We start from the raw sequence: 15,477 nt of genomic DNA, 5'->3' as shown, positions 1-15,477 counted from the left end.
CGGAATTTAAGGGTCGAAATTTTGCTGCACTTATAGTAGCGGTTAGCAGGCTGCATAACAGTAAGTTACGCCCATTCTCTTGACTTCTGCTTCCTAAGCCCCTAGAATAATACTCAAAAGACCATGAACGACCCGCAAAACCGCTCTTCCAACGACTTCTTCTGGCCCAGCTACGTGGACCTGATGACGTCGCTCTTCGTGGTGATGCTGGTGCTGTTCGTGTATAGCTTCAAGCTGTTCAAGGAGCGCGAAAACGACCTGAAAAAGGCCAACGGCGAGCTGAAGGCCAAGGCCGAGGAGCTGGAGCAGATAACCAAGATTCGCCGCTCCCTGCAGCGGCTGGAGGGCACCTATTTTAAGTACGACCCCACGCTGGAGCGCCACGAGCTGCTGGTGCCGGTGCAGTTCAAGGCCGGGCGCGACGAGATTCAGGACGCCTATAAACCTGCCCTGCTGCAGGCCGGCCGCACGCTGCGCTCGGTGCTTAAAACCATCAAGACCGAGCAGCCCGTGCGCTACCTCGTGATTGTGGAGGGCATGGCCGCGCGCTACGCCGGCAACAATGCCCGCAACCGGGCTGAGGAGCAGCTCACCTATCAGCTCAGCTACCGCCGGGCCCTGAACCTGCTCAACTTCTGGAAGCAGAACGGCCTCGACTTCAGCCAGGACCGCGGCGTGGAGCTCATCATTGGGGGCAGCGGCTTCTTCGGCACCGGCCGCTACGCCGGGGCCCGCGAAGGCCAGAACAAGCGCTTCCTGATTCAGGTCATTCCCAAGATCGGGCGCATAGCCACGGCCCGCTAAGTGCTTGGTTGCTACTAGGAAATAGTATCCTGCCGGGATGGCTGGTTCGCCGTACCTGTATGGTCCCTTCGCCTTCCGTTCGGGTTGTGTTCGGGTTGTGTTCGGGTTGCGTTCGGGTTGCCTTCGGGTTGCCTTCGGGTCAGGGATAAGCAGTGGGTAGAGTAGGCGTTTGCACTAATCCGGGAGGGGGCAAAGCCGCCAGGGCGGGCCGGCAGTCAGCCGGGCCCGGTAATCAGTGGGTGTAAAATCCTGTTCCGGGGGAAATAAAATCGGCCCGGCCGGCGTATTTGGCGTTACCTTGGGCAGACGCCCGTTTTTACCCTATCCGAGCTATGCGTAAAACCACCCTGGCCCTGCTGTCGTTGACGACGCTGGCCGCCTGCCGTTCCTCCCAACCCGCCCAGGATACGGCTGCCCAAGCTGCTGAAACGTCGAGTGCTTCGGACCGTCGCAGCGGGGCCGCCGCGCCCGCAACACCCCGCCTGACCGTGGAATACCCCAAAACCCGTAGATCCAACCAGACCGACGACTACTTCGGTACGTCCGTCACCGACCCCTACCGCTGGCTGGAAGACCTCGACTCGCCGGAAACCAAAGCCTGGGTGACGGCCGAAAACAAGGTGACGTTTGGCTACCTCGACAAGATTCCGTTCCGGGAGCAGATCAAGGCCCGCCTCACCAAAATGTGGAACTACGAGCGCTACGGCGTGCCGCAGGTGGAAGGGTCCAACCTGTACTTCTCCAAAAACGACGGCCTCCAGAACCAGGCCGTACTCTACGTGCAGCAGAATGGCGCCGAAGGCCAGCCCGACGTGCTGCTCGACCCCAACAAGTTCTCGGCCGACGGCACCACGGCCCTGGCCGGCACCTACTTCTCCAACGACCACCGCTACCTGGCCTACGCCACCAGCGGCGGCGGCTCCGACTGGCAGAAGCTGAAAGTGATGGACTTGAAGACCCGTAAAACGCTCGATGATGAGCTGCAGTGGGTGAAAGTGTCGGGGGCGGCCTGGGCCCAGGATGGCTTCTACTACAGCCGCTACGATGCCCCCAAGGCCGGGCAGAACCAGCTGTCGGGCAAAAACGAGTTCCACAAAGTCTATTACCACCAGCTCGGTACGCCCCAGAGCGCCGATAAGCTGGTGTACGAAGACAAGGCCATGGCCCTGGGCTTCCGCACCGTGGGCACCACCGAAGACGAGCGGTTTCTGACCCTCTACACCACCGATGGCAAAGCCGACGGCAACCGCCTCGCCGTGCGCGACCTAACCGACGCGAAGCAGGCCACCAAGTTCACGCCCCTGATTGCCAGCTACGAGCACACCAACTCGGTGGTCGGCAACGTGGGCGGGCAGCTGCTGGTGCTCACCAACTACAAGGCGCCGCGCTACCGCGTGGTGCTCATCGACCCCAAAAAGCCCCAGGAAGCCAGCTGGAAAGAGGTGATTCCGCAGAGCGAGAACAAGCTCGAAAGCATCGAGCACGTGGGCGGCCACCTGGTGGTGACGTACCTGAAGGACGCCAGCAGCCAGGTGAAGGTGTACAGCGAAACCGGCGAGTTTCAGAACGACGTGGAGCTGCCCGCCATCGGCACGGCCTCGGGCTTCGGGGGCCGCCGGGATGCCAAAAGCGTGTACTACTCCTTCACCTCGTTTACCTACCCCACCACGATTTACCGCTACGACTTCGCCACCAAGCAAAGCACCGTGCTGCGCGCCCCGAAAGTGGACGTGAACCCGGCTGACTACGTGACCACGCAGGTGTTCTACGCCAGCAAGGACGGCACCAAGATTCCGATGTTCATCACCCACAAGAAAGGGCTGAAGCTCAACGGTCAGAACCCGACCTACCTGTACGCCTACGGGGGCTTCAACATCTCGCTCACGCCCAGCTTTTCGGTGGTGCGCATGCTCTGGCTCGAAAACGGCGGCATTCTGGCCATTCCGAACCTGCGCGGGGGCGGCGAGTACGGCGAGGCCTGGCACCAGGCCGGCATGACGCCCCGCAAGCAGAACGTGTTCGACGACTTCATTGCCGCCGCCGAGTACCTCAAAATCCAGAGCTACACCGACGCCCAGCACCTGGCCATTGCCGGCGGCTCCAACGGCGGCCTGCTGGTGGGCGCCACCATGACCCAGCGCCCCGATCTGGCCCACGTGGCCTTCCCGGCCGTGGGCGTGATGGACATGCTGCGCTACCAGAAGTTCACCATCGGCTGGAACTGGGCACCCGAGTACGGCACCTCCGACAACTTCGCCCAGTTTCAGAACCTCTACAAATTCTCGCCCCTGCACAATCTGAAAACCGACGTCGCGTACCCGGCCACCATGATTACCACTGCCGACCACGACGACCGGGTGGTACCCGCGCACTCGTTTAAGTATGCCGCGGCGCTGCAGGCGGCCAACAATGGTCCCAACCCGCAGCTGATCCGGGTAGACGTGAATGCCGGCCACGGCGCGGGCAAGAGCACGGCCCTGCAGATTCAGGAGTGGACCGACATCTGGGCCTTCGCCTTTCAGAACATGGGCGTGAATCCGTATCCGACGGGGCGCTAATTGCGTAGGCGGGTTTCGCGGCCTGCTTCGTATCTTGCGGCCCCAAAGTCCCAAACGACTGTCTTATTTCGGCTTACCCATGAACAAAAAGTTTCTGCTCGGTCTGCTGGCCGCCGCTTCCCTCACCGTTACCTCGTGCCACAACCCCGATTACAAAACCGATGAGGACATAGCCACCCAGGCCCTGCCACCCATTCCGCCCGCCCCTGACACCACCGGTGGCAAAGCAGCCCCGGAAAATCCGGCGACCCGCGAAATCAACGCGGCCAACGCCACCGAGGACATCAAAAAGATGCAGCCCCAGATGTAATTCCGGTCTGCGGGCCCGAGTACTTTCAACGCCCATTTGCTGCCCGCAGCGGATGGGCGTTGCTGTGTTGAATTACTTAATTAGTTTGTCATCCTGAGCGCAACGCAATGGAGCGAAGGACCTTCCTCTGCGGACGCGGAAAAGCTTCCTGCAATGCCCGGCACTCTTTTGCTAACGGCCGGAAAGGAGCTTGACCCGTTGCATAAGGCTTCTGCTTAATTGCGAGGAAGGTCCTTCGCAAGCGTCCGCCCGATCAAAGACGACAGCCGGATTTAACTTTTTCTCCCATGTCTACCATCACCATCCGCCGCGGTGCCGAAGCCGATCTGGGCCGCGTGCACGAGTTAATTGTTGAGCTGGCCATCTATGAGCGGGCGCCGGCGGAAGTAACCAACACGTTGGCCGACATGCGGCGCGACGGATTCGGGCCGGACCCCATCTTCGGGTTCTTCGTGGCCGAAACGGCGGAGCAGGGCATTCTGGGTATTGCGCTGTTCTACACGGCCTATTCTACCTGGAAGGGCCGCATGCTGTTCCTCGAAGACCTGGTCGTGACCGAAGCGGCGCGGGGTACGGGCATCGGCCGCAAGCTCTTTGATGCCGTGGTAGCCGAGGCGCGGCGCACCAACGCCTACCGCCTGAAATGGCAGGTGCTGGACTGGAACGAGCCCGCCATCGGCTTCTACAAGCGTATCGGCGCCAACCTCGACCCGGAATGGCTCAATGGCAACCTGAGTGCCGAGCAGCTTCAGGCGTACCGGTGCGACTCCGCAGTGGTCGAAGCCGTGGGCGCGAAGGTGGTGCGGAACGAGTAAACCCAGAGCAGCATAGCCGCCAGCCACCCTGCCCCCGCGGCGGCGGCCGGCCAGAACCACGGCTGCTGGTGCAGGGCAAACAGCAGCAGGGCCAGCGAGGCCGCCAGGCGCAGCGGTTCCAGCCGGTAGCCGGTGCGCCTGGCTTCAAACAGGGCCCCACAGGCTACGGCCGTCCACATGCACCACCCGGCTACCAGGTAGCGCGTCATGGGCTCCATGCTCTTGTGGGTAAACATGAAGACCGCGGCCACGCCCATTAGCGTCACGTAGTTGGCAAAAACGTACCAGTTGACGGAAGCCGGGGCATCGGTCCGGTACTTCTGATGGGCGGCGGTGTCTACTTCCGGGATGAGGTGGGGGCCGCCGGCGTGGGCCGGGCGCCAGCCGGGTTTGCCAAACAGCACCCGCAGCTTATCGGCGAAGCCGGGCGTGTGGTGCAGCTGCTCGTGCATCTGGAAGTAGTGGCCGAAGTTGGCCCAGACCGGGTTCCAGGAGTTCAGCGGCGTGGTGATGCCGTACACCGGCCGCTCTTCTTCCTGCTGAAACGTGCCAAACAGCCGGTCCCAGACGATGAAGGTGCCCGCGTAGTTTTTGTCGATGTACTTGGGGTTGCGGCCGTGGTGCACGCGGTGGTGGGAAGGCGTGTTCAGCACCCACTCCAGCGGCCCCATGGTCCCGATAAACTCGGTGTGAATCCAGAACTGGTAGAGCGTGACCAGGGCCGATACGTAGATGAAAAACTCGGTTTCAAAGCCCAGTACCGCCAGCGGCAGGTAAAACAGGAACGTGAACATGCCCTGAAACGAGCTTTGCCGCAGCGCCACCGACAGGTTGTAGTCCTCGCTCTGGTGGTGCACCACGTGGCCGCCCCAGAAGAAGTTGATTTCGTGGGAGTAGCGGTGGGCGAAGTAGTAGCACAGGTCGGCCAGCACAAACAGCAGCAGGCCCGTGGCCCAGGTGCGCGGAATGTGCAGCAGGGCAAAGTGCGTGTAGAGCACCTCGTAAAGCCCCACCACGGCCACCTTCAGAAACACGCCCGCAATCTGGGACGTCATGCCGCAGCTGATGTTGGTAATGGCGTCGTGAAACCGGTATTTGTCGGAGTGCTGGGTACGCTCAACCAACAGCTCCACCCCAATCAGGGCGAAGTAAATCGGGATGGACAGCACAATCGGGTTGAGGCTCATACGCGGGCGGGGGAGAGGGTTGGCAGGCGCGGTCAGGCAGAGAAAGATAACAAAAAAAGGGCTGCTCCGCACGGAATCAGCCCTTTTCAAACCGGTGGCGCGCCTTACCCCACTACTTCCAGCATGGTGCGGAAGGAAACGTAGCGGCCGCCGAAGTGCTTTTCCAGCTCCTGAATCAGCACGGGGGCGGCTACGGTCTGGTACTCTTCGAGCTGCTCCAGGCTCACGCAGTAGTACTGCGAGGCGTAGGTGATACCGTCGTCCTCTTCATTGAGCAGGCGGCAGAGCTGGCTTTTGAGAAAGAAGCCCGTGGCCATAACCTCCGGCATGTGCGTGTCGCGCATGTAGGCAACCCAGTCTTCGGCAATTTCCGGGTCCAGGCTGGTGGTAACGTTGTACAGAATCATGGATTTAGGGTCTTGAGGTCTTGGTTTTGAGTTGTTGGCTGGCGCTGACGGGGAGCCAGCCGGTGGTAACGCAAAAGTCGGAGAAAAAATCCTGCCCTGGGAAACCCAGCGCCCTGGCCCCCCCTAACTTGGTTTCCAAGACCCCAAGACCCCAAGACCTTAAACGCGCAGGTGGTCGAACTGGAAGTCCTGAATGCGGGCCTGGATGTCTTTGGGGCTAAGGTTTTCCTTAATGGCGGCCTGTACCAGCGCCGGCAGCTCGGCGTCGCCGGCAAAGCGCAGCGACAGAATCTGCTTGAGGGTGAGCTGGGCTTCCAGGGGCTGCAGACGCTGGCCGGTCAGCTCAAAATAGCGCTGCCGCACTTCCAGGCGCAGCAGCCGGTCCTGCAGCCGCAGGGCGTAGTGCTGACGCAGCATCACCAGCACGCCCAGGCCGACCACGGCCAGGGCCATGACGGTAAACCATAAGCGGGCCGTTTCATCGTCGTGGCCCGCCACGTCGAGGTAGCGGCGAATGCCGTAGCCGGCCAGGATGAGGGCGGCGGGCAGCAGCACGAAGTGGTGCCACGGGTAAAGCATAGGGGTGTTCTTGGTCGGTTTTTCGGCCATCGGGCAAGGAGAAGGGGGAAAGTGAAAAAGGGGAATGACTAGGTAACAAAAAAACTCCGGCCGAAGCCGGAGTTTTCAGGAATGACGGGTGGGCAGGTGAATTACTTCATTTCCTTGGCCCGCTTCTTTTCTTCTTTCATCTGGGTGCGGGCCGCTTTTTCGCGGGCCTTGGCTTCTTTTTCGGTGCGGCGCTGGGCCTTGAGCTGCTCGTTTTGGGCCCGCATCTGCTTTTTCTGCTCGCGCATCTGCGCCTTGCTGTCGCTCATGGCGTTGCGGGTATCCCGCGAGGCCTGGGCACTGGCGTTGGTCTGCTGCTTCTGCGTGTCGTAAGCGGTGCGGGCTTCGGCGGCGCGCTGCTCCTGCATAGCCGGCGTCAGCACAGCGGGCTGCTCGGGCGTGGTGGGGGTAGTCGGCGTGGAAGTGGGAGTGGTCTGGGCTTGCGCCGAAAAGGCCGAGGCCGCAACTAGGGCTAATAGACCGAGGATCTTTTTCATGGGGGTGGGGTGAAAACCGAGTGGTTGAAGCCGTGTACGCCGCGCCCTGCCCAAAGTTCTTCACAGCTCAAACCCGGGCCAGCTTACTCTTCCACAAAGTCCAGGTCCTGGCCGTAGCTCTCGGGCAGATTGCTCACGGCCCAGAAGGCAATCAGCAGGGAGCCCAGGCCAATGGTGATGGCGCTGCCGATCATGCCCAAGGGACCGGTAAGGGCCTTGAACAGCGGCACCAGCAGCACCACCGAGCCCCGGGCAAAGTTGGGCGCCGTGGTAGCTACCGTGGCCCGCAGGTTGGTGCCAAACTGCTCGGCGGCCACGGTCACGAACAGGGCCCAGAACCCCACCGACAGCCCCAGCAGAAAGCAGACGGCATAGAATGTGGTGGGCGACACCCCGCGGGTACCGAACAGGTACACGCCCACCATCAGGCCGCACAGCCCCAGAAACACCTGCAGGGCCCGGTTGCGGCTGCGCAGCAGCTGGCTCATGGTGCCGCTGGCGAAGTCGCCGAACACGAGGCCGAAGTAGCACCAGAATACGGCCAGTCCCGCCGTTACCGGCCCGGTGACGCCCAGCTCCCGCCCAAACTCGGGGGCCAGCGTAATCAGAATGCCCACCACGAACCAGAGTGGTACGCCAATGAGCAGGCACTTCACGTAGCGGGCCAGCCGTGGGCCGTTGGTAAACAGGCTCAGAAACTGCCCCCGCGGCGCGTCGGTCTGCTTGGTCTGCTCAAACATGCCCGACTCGTACACGCCCACCCGCAGCGCCAGCAGAGCCAGGCCCAGGCCGCCGCCCACGAAGTAGGCATTGCGCCAGCCCAGCGCTTCGCCCACCCAGTAGGCCAGCATGGCGCCCGAAACGCCCACGGTGGCCACAATCATGGTGCCGTAGCCGCGCTTTTCCTTGGGCAGCGTTTCGGCTACCAGCGTAATGCCCGCGCCCAGCTCGCCGGCCAGCCCGATGCCCGCAATGAGCCGCAGCCAGGCGTACTGGTCGATGGTCTGCACGAAGCCGTTGGCGATATTGGCCAGCGAGTACAGCAGGATGGAGCCGAACAGCACACTCAGCCGCCCGCGCTTGTCGCCCAGTATGCCCCACAGAATGCCCCCCAGCAGCATGCCGCCCATCTGCATGTTGATCAGGAACAGGCCCTGGTTGGTGACTTCCGCGGCGGCCGTCACGCCCAGCTCGTTCAGGCTTTTCACCCGCACGATGCTGAACAGAATCAGGTCGTAGATATCGACGAAGTAGCCCAGCGAGGCCACAATGACGATGGCGCTGAACAGGGACGCGGTTTTGGCGGTGGGGTCAGGAAGGGTGGGAGTGGGCATGCAGCGGAGCGTAACGGACGGATAGAGGCCGCATATTAAGCAGATTCTGCTGATGGTGAAGTCAGGCCCCGTCGGTTGCGGCGCAGCCGCCGTGGGGGCCGGGCACGGGCGTATCCTGCTCAATCTGCACGGTGCTGTGGCCAATGTTGAACTCGTGTGCCAGGTCGTGCTGCAGGGTTTGCAGGAAGGCATTGGCGTCGCCGCTGCCGCCGGGGCGCACCAGATGCACCGTCAGGGCCGTTTCCTGGGTGCTGAGCGGCCACACGTGCAGGTCGTGGACCTGCAGCACGCCGGGCCGGGCCAGCAGAAACTCACGCACTTTCTCCAGGTCGATGCCGGCGGGTACGGCCTGCAGGCTGAGCTGCACGGTTTCGCGCAGCAGGCCCCAGGAGCCGTAGGCCACCAGCGCCAGGATGCCCAGACTGATGACCGGGTCGAGCCAGAGCCAGCCGGTCCAGACCACCAGTCCGCCGCCCACCACCACGCCCACCGACACCAGCGCGTCGGTGAGCATGTGCAGGTAGGCCCCGCGCACGTTCACGTCGGCCTGCTGCCCGCGTCTGAACAGCCAGGCCGTAAAGCCGTTCACGGCAATGCCCAGGCCCGCCAGCAGCATCACCAGCTGCCCGTTTACCGGCGCGGGGTGGCGCAGGTGGTCAATGGTTTCCCATAGAATGCCACCCAGCGCCGCATACAGCAAGGCCGCATTGAGCAGGGCCGCCTGAATGGTAATGCCCTTGTAGCCGTAGGTATACCGGGCCGAAGAGCGGCGCCTGGCCAGCCGCGTGGCCCCCCAGGCCAGCGCCAGGCTGAGTACGTCGCTCAGGTTGTGGCCGGCGTCGGAGAGCAGGGCCGAGGAATGGGCCCAGAGCCCGCCCGTGGCCTCGGCCGCTACAAACAGCAGGTTCAGCACGATGCCCCAGCCAAAGGCCCGGCCGAAGCTACCGTCGGCGGGCGGGCCGTGGTGATGACCAGCGTGGGCGTGTCCGTGGTGGTCGTGGGACATGAGAGTAGAAGGATGGAAAGCGGCAGGCCGAGCGGCATAGTGTGTACGGCACAACGCCCTGCTCGGCTTGTTCGTCGGCGCCGGCTGGTTCAGGTGGCACCGGCGGCGGCCAGTACCTGCGCGGCCTCGGCGGCTTCCGCCGTGAGGGCCGCCAGCCGCAGCCGCAGCAGGGCCTGGGCGGTGGTGCCGCTGCGCACCAGCTCGTTGCGGGCCTCCGAGGCAAAGCCTTCTACCCACTCGGGCAGCTCGGCCCCATTCGGGGCGAGGGCCGCCCGTAGCGTCGGCAGGGCCGCCAGCCGCCGCCGCGCCCAGGTGGCACGCTCCAGCAGGCCGCTTAGCTCGAAGGCCAGGTCGTTGGCGCGCAACTGGCAGAGCTGCCGCCGCCGCTGCAGGGCCTTCAGGTCGAGGGGCTCGGGCGGCGGGTCGAGGGCGGTGGTGTGCAGGGCCAGAGTGAGGACGGCCTGCGGCATGGCAGCCCGGAGCGGCAGGCCCCGCACGCCCCGCTCCACCTGCGACACCATCGCCTTGCTCAGGCCCAGGCAGCGGCCCAGCCCGGCCTGACTCATCCCAAACCAGGTCCGCAGCCGGGGCAGCAAGCCGGTTTTAGTCGCTGTTACAATATTCATTACGCAGCTGAGAGTGTTGCTTCACAATTTTGACAATACTGAAAAACGTAAAGCAATATATCGATTAATTTGCTCTACGTTTTTCAGTATTGTCAAAAAGGTAAATCAAATCTATTGCCCGGGCTTAAAGACTACCCGAAACGCCCGCAGGGCGGCCGGATGGTAGATGCTGTCGTGGGTTTCCCCGGGCATCCGCTCGTAATGCCATTGCAGGTGCCGGGCCGCCTTGCTCTGCAGCACTTTCTCCATCCGGGCCAGGGGCTCCACAATGCCGGGCTCATTGCTGGAGGCCACGTACAGCGTTTTGGGCTGGCTACTTTTGGCCAGCAGCGTGGCGCCCTGCTGCACCAGCTGCTCGTTGTTCCACCACAGGCTGGGGTCGAAGGCCAGGTAGGTGTCGAACAGGTCGGGTTCCAGCAGCAGGGTTTCCAGCACGAACAGGCCCGCCAATGACTCGCCCACAATAGCTTTTTCGGCCGTGGTGCGGTAGCGCTTAGTCACCTCCGGCATCAGCTCGGTGCGCATAAACTGCCGGAACGTGGCCGACCCGCCCACCCGGGGCGCAATCTTCTTGTCCTTCTCCACGGTGGTCGGGCCGGTCAGGTCGCGGCGGCGGGCCGTATTTTCGATGCCGACCAGGATAAACGGCCGCATGCCGCCGTTGCCGGTCAGCACCTGCAGCAGGCCGGCCACGTGCAGAAAGTCCTCTTTCAGGCCCCCATCCGGCATGTATAGCACCGGCAGCCGCAGCGTAGCCGAATCCTGGTAGGCCGCGGGCAGGTACACGTTGATGCGGCGCGTTTCGCCCAGCACCTTCGAGCTCAGGGTGAACGTCTGGCCGATGACCAGCGGAGCCGCGGCGGAGCTGCCGTCGGCCACCGGCCGGGTCTGGGCCAGCAGCCGGGTACTCAGCCCGAGCAGAAAAACGAGGCAGGCAAAGCAGGTACTTCGCATAGCACAAGCAGGTTGGCCCGGCAGTATCGCCTGGGGCAGGCTACCGACGAGTGGAAGGTGGGTAAAAGTAGGGCTTCCGCCCCGGCAAGCAGTTCTGACGCCGGAGCGGCCGGCTTTTCTCCGGCCGGGCTTAGTTGAACGCCAGCGGCACGACCATCTTCACGCTCACGTTGCGGCCCTGGTTGAATACGCCGGAGCGGCCGTTCGACGCATTATAGGCCGCGTACTTCAGCCGGCTCAGGTGGCTCTGGTAGCCCACGTCGAGCAGGTTGTTGGCGGCCAGATACACCGAAAACAGCGTTTTGCCCCGGGCACTCTGCACGTCGGAGCCCAGCCCGGCATTTACCAGCGTGTAGCCCGCCGTGCGGGTTTCGGTGTCGAAGGCCGAGAAAAAGCGGTTCTGGGCGAAGGTATGCTCGATTCCGGCCTTGGCGTAAAGGTTGCCCAGCCGCGAAGCGCCCACCGTGCGGAGGTTCACCCGCAGCTCCGACTGCAGCCGGTCGGCGGGAATAAAGGGCAGGTATTGCTGGCCCTCAGGCTGATTCAGCTGCACGGCCCGCACCATCGAAAAGGAGTTTTCGAAGTGCAGCCAGTCCAGCGGGTGGGGGTGCACGTCGAGGCTGATTTCGCCGCCGGCCAGCTGGGCCGTGCCCTGCCCGTAGCGGAACACCGGGTCGCCCTCGGCCGAGATGGAGTCGCCGAGGCGGCTGGGGAAGATGTAGTTCTGGATGCGGTTGCGAAACGCATCCAGGCTCAGGCTGACGTGCTCGGTGGCGTAGCTCACGCCGCCGTCGAGCTGCAGGCTGGTTTCGGGCCGCAGGTTGGTTTCGCCGATTTCGTAGCGGATAGTGCCCTCGTGCTTGCCGTTGGAAGCCAGCTCCGCAATGTTGGGAGCCCGGAAGCCCCGCGACACGTTGGCCTTCAGCACCAGCTTCTCGGTGGCGCTGAACGAGCCGCCCACGCTGCCCGACACGTTGCGGAACGTGCGCCGGAAAGCCGCAAACTTTTGCTCACCGCCGGCGGCGGGCTGGGCATTGACGTCCAGAAACAGCGCGTCGCCGGTGATGATGCGCACGTCTTCGCGCAGGCCCCCGCTGAGGTCGAGGCGGCCGATGCTCTTTTTCACCACCCCAAACACGCCGTTGTCGAACAGCCGGTAAGCCGGAATCAGAAACTCAACGCCCTTGTTCGCGTTGGTCTGCTGCATGCCGCTGGTGCCCAGCGTCAGGTTCCAGCCGCTGAGCTCGGGCAGATAGTAGCGCACGGCGTAGTCGAGGGTGCGCAGCTGGAAGAACAGAGAGGTTTCGGCCGGGTCGAGGGCGTTGCCGAACTCGCGGCGCAGGTTCTGCTGCCAGCCCAGGTTCACCGTCAGCCGACTTTGGCCCAGGATGAAATTGTTGTCGGTACCCAGGCGCAGATGGCCGATCTGCTGCTGGGGCACAGCCAGGCCGTAGCCGCGCAGGTCGGCATCCGTCACGGGTACGCCCAGCACCGAGTCGGCGGAAGCGGCCTGCTTCAGAAAGCGGCCCGTGGCTTCGTCCCGCTCGCCTTCCACGAGCCCCACGCGCTGATTAAACGACGAAACGGTGAGGTGGGAGTAGCCCCAGCTTTTATTCAGGCCCACGTAGCCGTTGCCATCCAGCTCCCGAAAGCCAGAGTTGTACACGCGGCCGTCGTAGCGGTTGCGGTAGTTGCCGGCCAGCTTGCTGCTGCCCCGCACCAGCCAGTTGAAGCCGCTTTTATTGCCGGCATTCATTATCGAATAGCCCTGCAGGTGGTTGTTGGTCTGATAGTTTGTGGCCACGGAGGCCAGTACCCGGCCTTCTTCCACCGGGTCAGGCGCCAGGAAGTTGATGACGCCGGCCATGCCGTCGGAGCCGTAGAGCAGGCTGCCGGGGCCCTTAATCACCTCGACCCGGTCGATGGCGTACTCATCGATTTCGATGCCGTGCTCGTCGCCCCACTGCTGGCCTTCCTGCTTGGCGCCGTTGTTCAGGGTAATTACGCGGTTGGCGCCCAGCCCCCGGATAACGGGCTTGCTGATGCCGGCCCCGGTGGTAATTTGGGCTACGCCGGGCGTATGGGCAATAGCATCCACGGCATTGGTCGAAGCGGCCTGGCTAAGGCGGGTATGGTTAATCACGGTGGTCGGCACCGGGGAGCGGCGCATCTCGGTGGCGGCCGAAACGCCGGTCACCACCACCTGACCGATTTCGGTAGCCGCCGTGGTGAGGGCAATGTTCAGCGTCTGCGGGTTGCCCGTATCCACGGTGCGCACCACGGTATTGTAGCCCAGAAACCGCACCTGCAGCAGAAACCGACCCCGGGGCAGGCTGCTGAACCGGAAGGTGCCGTCGGCGCCGGTGGCCGTGGCTTGCTTGAGGTCGGGAAACAGGACGGTGGCGCCGGGCAAAGGCTCCTGGGTGGCACCATCGGTAATACGGCCCGTGACGGGCACCGCTACCGCGCGGCTCATTTTCGGCGCAGCAACCGGAGAGGTTTGGGCCGCGGCAGAACAGGCAACAAAGAGCGATAGAGCCGCCAGAAAAAATCGGGACATACAGCAGAAAAATCGGAGGGGAAGCAGCGGCGCATTGGAGTCGCCGTGCAGAAAAGGAAGAACTCCGGCTGCGGCCGGGAGTCCGGGGAGTGGGGCCACCGGCCGGGCCTTGCTTACCAGGTCAGCAGCCAGGCTGCCAAGCGTCAAGAGTCGTCGTTTGCTTACCGTCACACCCGGCAAGGCTGTTTAGGAGGAACTGCCCGAAAAGCTGAGACGCTGCCAAAAGCCAGTCTGACTAGCCGGCACCGCGGCCCGGATAGCGCTTCGGGGACGCCAGGCGGGGGCTAGGCCTAGGCCCGGGTGGGCGGGCCGCGCAGCTGCCGGGCGGCGGGCGTGATCTTGGTCCAGACCGAAACGGGCGCCGTAGCCCGGGGGCGGCTGTAGCCGGGCAACAGGGTGAATTCCAGTGCCATGGCGGGCTGGAAGGGCAGGGCACAGAAATGGTGGGTCTGGCAGTGCTGGTGCTTGGCCGTCAGAACCACCTTGGCCGCTTTGATGCGGGCCGGCGCCAGCTCGGTGGTGTGGTCGTGGGCGTGCAGGTTCAGCACCCAGCCATCCGGCAGCAGCACCCGCACGAAGCACAGGAGCAGCAGAACAGCCAGATGAGAGCGGAAAGCGCGCATGTGCAACAACAGAGTCAGAGGGGAGGCAAATGTAGCGGATTTTTGCTCCAGCCAGGTCTTCCGAAGCCCCAGCTGACCGATTCATAAAAGCGTAACGGCGTGGCAACCTGCAGTCAATACGGGTGCCGGACCTTTGTGGTATTGGGTGTCTTTAATTCCTCCCGTCGCCATGAATAGCTTCTCGCAGCCGTTTTTTCGCCTTTTCGCCGCGTTCCTGCGGCCCTCCTGCAAGCGCCTGCCGGCGGCCGACGCCATGCTTTTCATCTAACCCGGCTCCTGATGCAGTCCTTCGTTTTTCGCCGCGGGCAGTTCAGCTACCGTCACCCCGCCACCGTGTACCGACAATCGTGGTCAGCGGCCGAAGGGTCAGTTGAGGGCGACTCGGTTTATTTAAATAGTTATAAAAATGATATTTTCAAAAAGGAAGAGGGAAATATGAAGCAACAAAGTGGATCCGTTCGTCGGGCCGCCTAAATGTTGAGCTGTGTAATTCGGTAGCTGGTCGACTGTTTCAGGCAGTTGGTAGAAGTGCTGGCTATTAACACGCTGCTATTTAGTATATTTGCCGACATTCACTCCTTTATCAGTGGGTGCCGGACGAGCATGCTTTACCAACTGGATTCGCTTCATTTTCAATACGATAATTCTATGAATCTGCTGCGCTGGCAGTGGCGGGGCAGTCTTGATTTAGACAAGTTTATAAAATCATTTGACTACCTGGCCGCCTTCTCCCAGCAGCACAAAGTCACCAGGTGGCTGGCCGACACTTCCGACATGCCCTTGGTGGGAATAGACGAGCAGGTGTGGCTGGGGGAACAGTGGCTGCCCCAGTTTGTGGAGCTGGGCGTGAAAAAAATCGGCTTGGTTTTGCCGCTCAGCCTGCACAACGTGCTGGTGGTGGAGCACCTCATGTTCGATGCGCAGCACTATACGCCTTCCAACGTGCAGTTCTTCTCCGATACGCTGGCCGCGCTGGATTGGCTCACCGACTCGGCGCCCCGCATCGGGATGCTGGAACAGGAGTGGCAGCAGTTGGCAGGCGGGACAACCGCCGCGGAGCAGCGGTAGAACCGGCAACGCTGTCAAACTGGCAGGAGCGCCGGGCGTGGAACAGCTTTTGAAGCACCAAACCGAACGGAACCAAGTCTGAGCCGGCTGGCGTTTCGTCCGGTTTTTTTGTTTTTATCACC

15 protein-coding genes are annotated in these 15,477 nt (G+C 62.8%); 5 read left to right on the top strand and 10 right to left on the bottom strand.

Going from position 1 to position 15,477, the window contains the following annotated elements; all coding sequences use genetic code 11:
• The first annotated feature begins 123 nt into the window (after positions 1–123).
• The 4 genes from ABD842_RS17680 (at position 124) to ABD842_RS17665 (ending at position 4,487) form a co-directional block, all read left to right on the top strand.
• Positions 124–804: a hypothetical protein gene (locus ABD842_RS17680; protein WP_345116862.1), complete on the top strand. Its 681-nt coding sequence runs from the start codon at positions 124–126 to the stop codon at positions 802–804.
• A gap of 332 nt (positions 805–1,136) precedes the next feature.
• Positions 1,137–3,362, top strand: coding sequence for a prolyl oligopeptidase family serine peptidase (locus tag ABD842_RS17675; RefSeq protein ID WP_345116861.1), 2,226 nt, complete (start codon positions 1,137–1,139; stop codon positions 3,360–3,362).
• A gap of 79 nt (positions 3,363–3,441) precedes the next feature.
• Positions 3,442–3,672, top strand: a complete 231-nt coding sequence (locus tag ABD842_RS17670; protein WP_345116859.1) for a hypothetical protein — start codon at positions 3,442–3,444, stop codon at positions 3,670–3,672.
• Positions 3,673–3,959: 287 nt separating this feature from the next.
• Complete coding sequence (locus ABD842_RS17665; protein ID WP_345116857.1) at positions 3,960–4,487, top strand: GNAT family N-acetyltransferase; 528 nt, start codon at positions 3,960–3,962, stop codon at positions 4,485–4,487.
• On the opposite strand, the gene ABD842_RS17660 is transcribed toward ABD842_RS17665, so the two are convergent.
• From ABD842_RS17660 to ABD842_RS17615, 10 genes are all read right to left on the bottom strand, one after another.
• A complete protein-coding gene (locus tag ABD842_RS17660; protein ID WP_345116855.1) occupies positions 4,421–5,674 on the bottom strand; it encodes a sterol desaturase family protein in 1,254 nt (417 codons plus the stop codon). The two genes, ABD842_RS17665 and ABD842_RS17660, sit on opposite strands and share 67 nt — an antisense overlap.
• 104 nt (positions 5,675–5,778) lie before the next feature.
• Positions 5,779–6,081 carry a DUF4286 family protein gene (locus tag ABD842_RS17655; protein WP_345116854.1) on the bottom strand — a complete coding sequence of 101 codons (303 nt, stop codon included), beginning with the start codon at positions 6,079–6,081 and terminating at the stop codon, positions 5,779–5,781.
• A 159-nt stretch (positions 6,082–6,240) separates the two neighbouring features.
• On the bottom strand, positions 6,241–6,690 hold the full coding sequence (locus tag ABD842_RS17650; protein WP_345116853.1) for a DUF6526 family protein: 450 nt from the start codon (positions 6,688–6,690) through the stop codon (positions 6,241–6,243).
• Positions 6,691–6,791: 101 nt separating this feature from the next.
• Positions 6,792–7,184, bottom strand: coding sequence for a hypothetical protein (locus ABD842_RS17645; RefSeq protein ID WP_345116851.1), 393 nt, complete (start codon positions 7,182–7,184; stop codon positions 6,792–6,794).
• An 83-nt stretch (positions 7,185–7,267) separates the two neighbouring features.
• The gene (locus tag ABD842_RS17640; RefSeq protein ID WP_345116849.1) at positions 7,268–8,518 is read right to left on the bottom strand and encodes an MFS transporter; all 1,251 of its coding nucleotides are present in this window, start codon (positions 8,516–8,518) and stop codon (positions 7,268–7,270) included.
• Between the two features lie 61 nt (positions 8,519–8,579).
• The gene (locus ABD842_RS17635) at positions 8,580–9,524 is read right to left on the bottom strand and encodes a cation diffusion facilitator family transporter (RefSeq protein ID WP_345116848.1); all 945 of its coding nucleotides are present in this window, start codon (positions 9,522–9,524) and stop codon (positions 8,580–8,582) included.
• 89 nt (positions 9,525–9,613) lie between these two features.
• On the bottom strand, positions 9,614–10,150 hold the full coding sequence (locus ABD842_RS17630; protein WP_345116847.1) for a helix-turn-helix domain-containing protein: 537 nt from the start codon (positions 10,148–10,150) through the stop codon (positions 9,614–9,616).
• Between the two features lie 111 nt (positions 10,151–10,261).
• Complete coding sequence (locus tag ABD842_RS17625; RefSeq protein ID WP_345116846.1) at positions 10,262–11,104, bottom strand: alpha/beta hydrolase; 843 nt, start codon at positions 11,102–11,104, stop codon at positions 10,262–10,264.
• Positions 11,105–11,234: 130 nt separating this feature from the next.
• Positions 11,235–13,580, bottom strand: a complete 2,346-nt coding sequence (locus ABD842_RS17620) for a TonB-dependent receptor (RefSeq protein WP_345116844.1) — start codon at positions 13,578–13,580, stop codon at positions 11,235–11,237.
• Between the two features lie 374 nt (positions 13,581–13,954).
• A complete protein-coding gene (locus tag ABD842_RS17615) occupies positions 13,955–14,287 on the bottom strand; it encodes a hypothetical protein (protein WP_345116842.1) in 333 nt (110 codons plus the stop codon).
• Between the two features lie 648 nt (positions 14,288–14,935).
• Between ABD842_RS17615 and ABD842_RS17610 the strand changes: the two genes are divergently transcribed.
• Entirely contained in the window at positions 14,936–15,355 is a 420-nt protein-coding gene (locus ABD842_RS17610; RefSeq protein WP_345116841.1) for a hypothetical protein, read from the top strand.
• The last annotated feature ends 122 nt before the right edge of the window (positions 15,356–15,477 follow it).

The organism is Hymenobacter algoricola (assembly GCF_039539525.1).
GTDB classification, from domain to species: Bacteria; Bacteroidota; Bacteroidia; order Cytophagales; family Hymenobacteraceae; genus Hymenobacter; species Hymenobacter algoricola.
The sequence above is the reverse complement of the archived record's forward strand: the minus strand, read 5'-3'. Positions and strand labels throughout refer to the sequence as shown.

Excerpts from the sequence above, each read along its gene's own strand:
- ABD842_RS17680 (WP_345116862.1), top strand. The coding sequence starts at position 124 with ATGAACGACCCGCAAAACCGCTCTTCCAACGACTTCTTCTGGCCCAGC.
- ABD842_RS17675 (WP_345116861.1), top strand. The coding sequence starts at position 1,137 with ATGCGTAAAACCACCCTGGCCCTGCTGTCGTTGACGACGCTGGCCGCC.
- ABD842_RS17670 (WP_345116859.1), top strand. The coding sequence starts at position 3,442 with ATGAACAAAAAGTTTCTGCTCGGTCTGCTGGCCGCCGCTTCCCTCACC.
- ABD842_RS17665 (WP_345116857.1), top strand. The coding sequence starts at position 3,960 with ATGTCTACCATCACCATCCGCCGCGGTGCCGAAGCCGATCTGGGCCGC.
- ABD842_RS17660 (WP_345116855.1), bottom strand. The coding sequence starts at position 5,674 with ATGAGCCTCAACCCGATTGTGCTGTCCATCCCGATTTACTTCGCCCTG.
- ABD842_RS17655 (WP_345116854.1), bottom strand. The coding sequence starts at position 6,081 with ATGATTCTGTACAACGTTACCACCAGCCTGGACCCGGAAATTGCCGAA.
- ABD842_RS17650 (WP_345116853.1), bottom strand. The coding sequence starts at position 6,690 with ATGGCCGAAAAACCGACCAAGAACACCCCTATGCTTTACCCGTGGCAC.
- ABD842_RS17645 (WP_345116851.1), bottom strand. The coding sequence starts at position 7,184 with ATGAAAAAGATCCTCGGTCTATTAGCCCTAGTTGCGGCCTCGGCCTTT.
- ABD842_RS17640 (WP_345116849.1), bottom strand. The coding sequence starts at position 8,518 with ATGCCCACTCCCACCCTTCCTGACCCCACCGCCAAAACCGCGTCCCTG.
- ABD842_RS17635 (WP_345116848.1), bottom strand. The coding sequence starts at position 9,524 with ATGTCCCACGACCACCACGGACACGCCCACGCTGGTCATCACCACGGC.
- ABD842_RS17630 (WP_345116847.1), bottom strand. The coding sequence starts at position 10,150 with ATGAATATTGTAACAGCGACTAAAACCGGCTTGCTGCCCCGGCTGCGG.
- ABD842_RS17625 (WP_345116846.1), bottom strand. The coding sequence starts at position 11,104 with ATGCGAAGTACCTGCTTTGCCTGCCTCGTTTTTCTGCTCGGGCTGAGT.
- ABD842_RS17620 (WP_345116844.1), bottom strand. The coding sequence starts at position 13,580 with ATGAGCCGCGCGGTAGCGGTGCCCGTCACGGGCCGTATTACCGATGGT.
- ABD842_RS17615 (WP_345116842.1), bottom strand. The coding sequence starts at position 14,287 with ATGCGCGCTTTCCGCTCTCATCTGGCTGTTCTGCTGCTCCTGTGCTTC.
- ABD842_RS17610 (WP_345116841.1), top strand. The coding sequence starts at position 14,936 with ATGAATCTGCTGCGCTGGCAGTGGCGGGGCAGTCTTGATTTAGACAAG.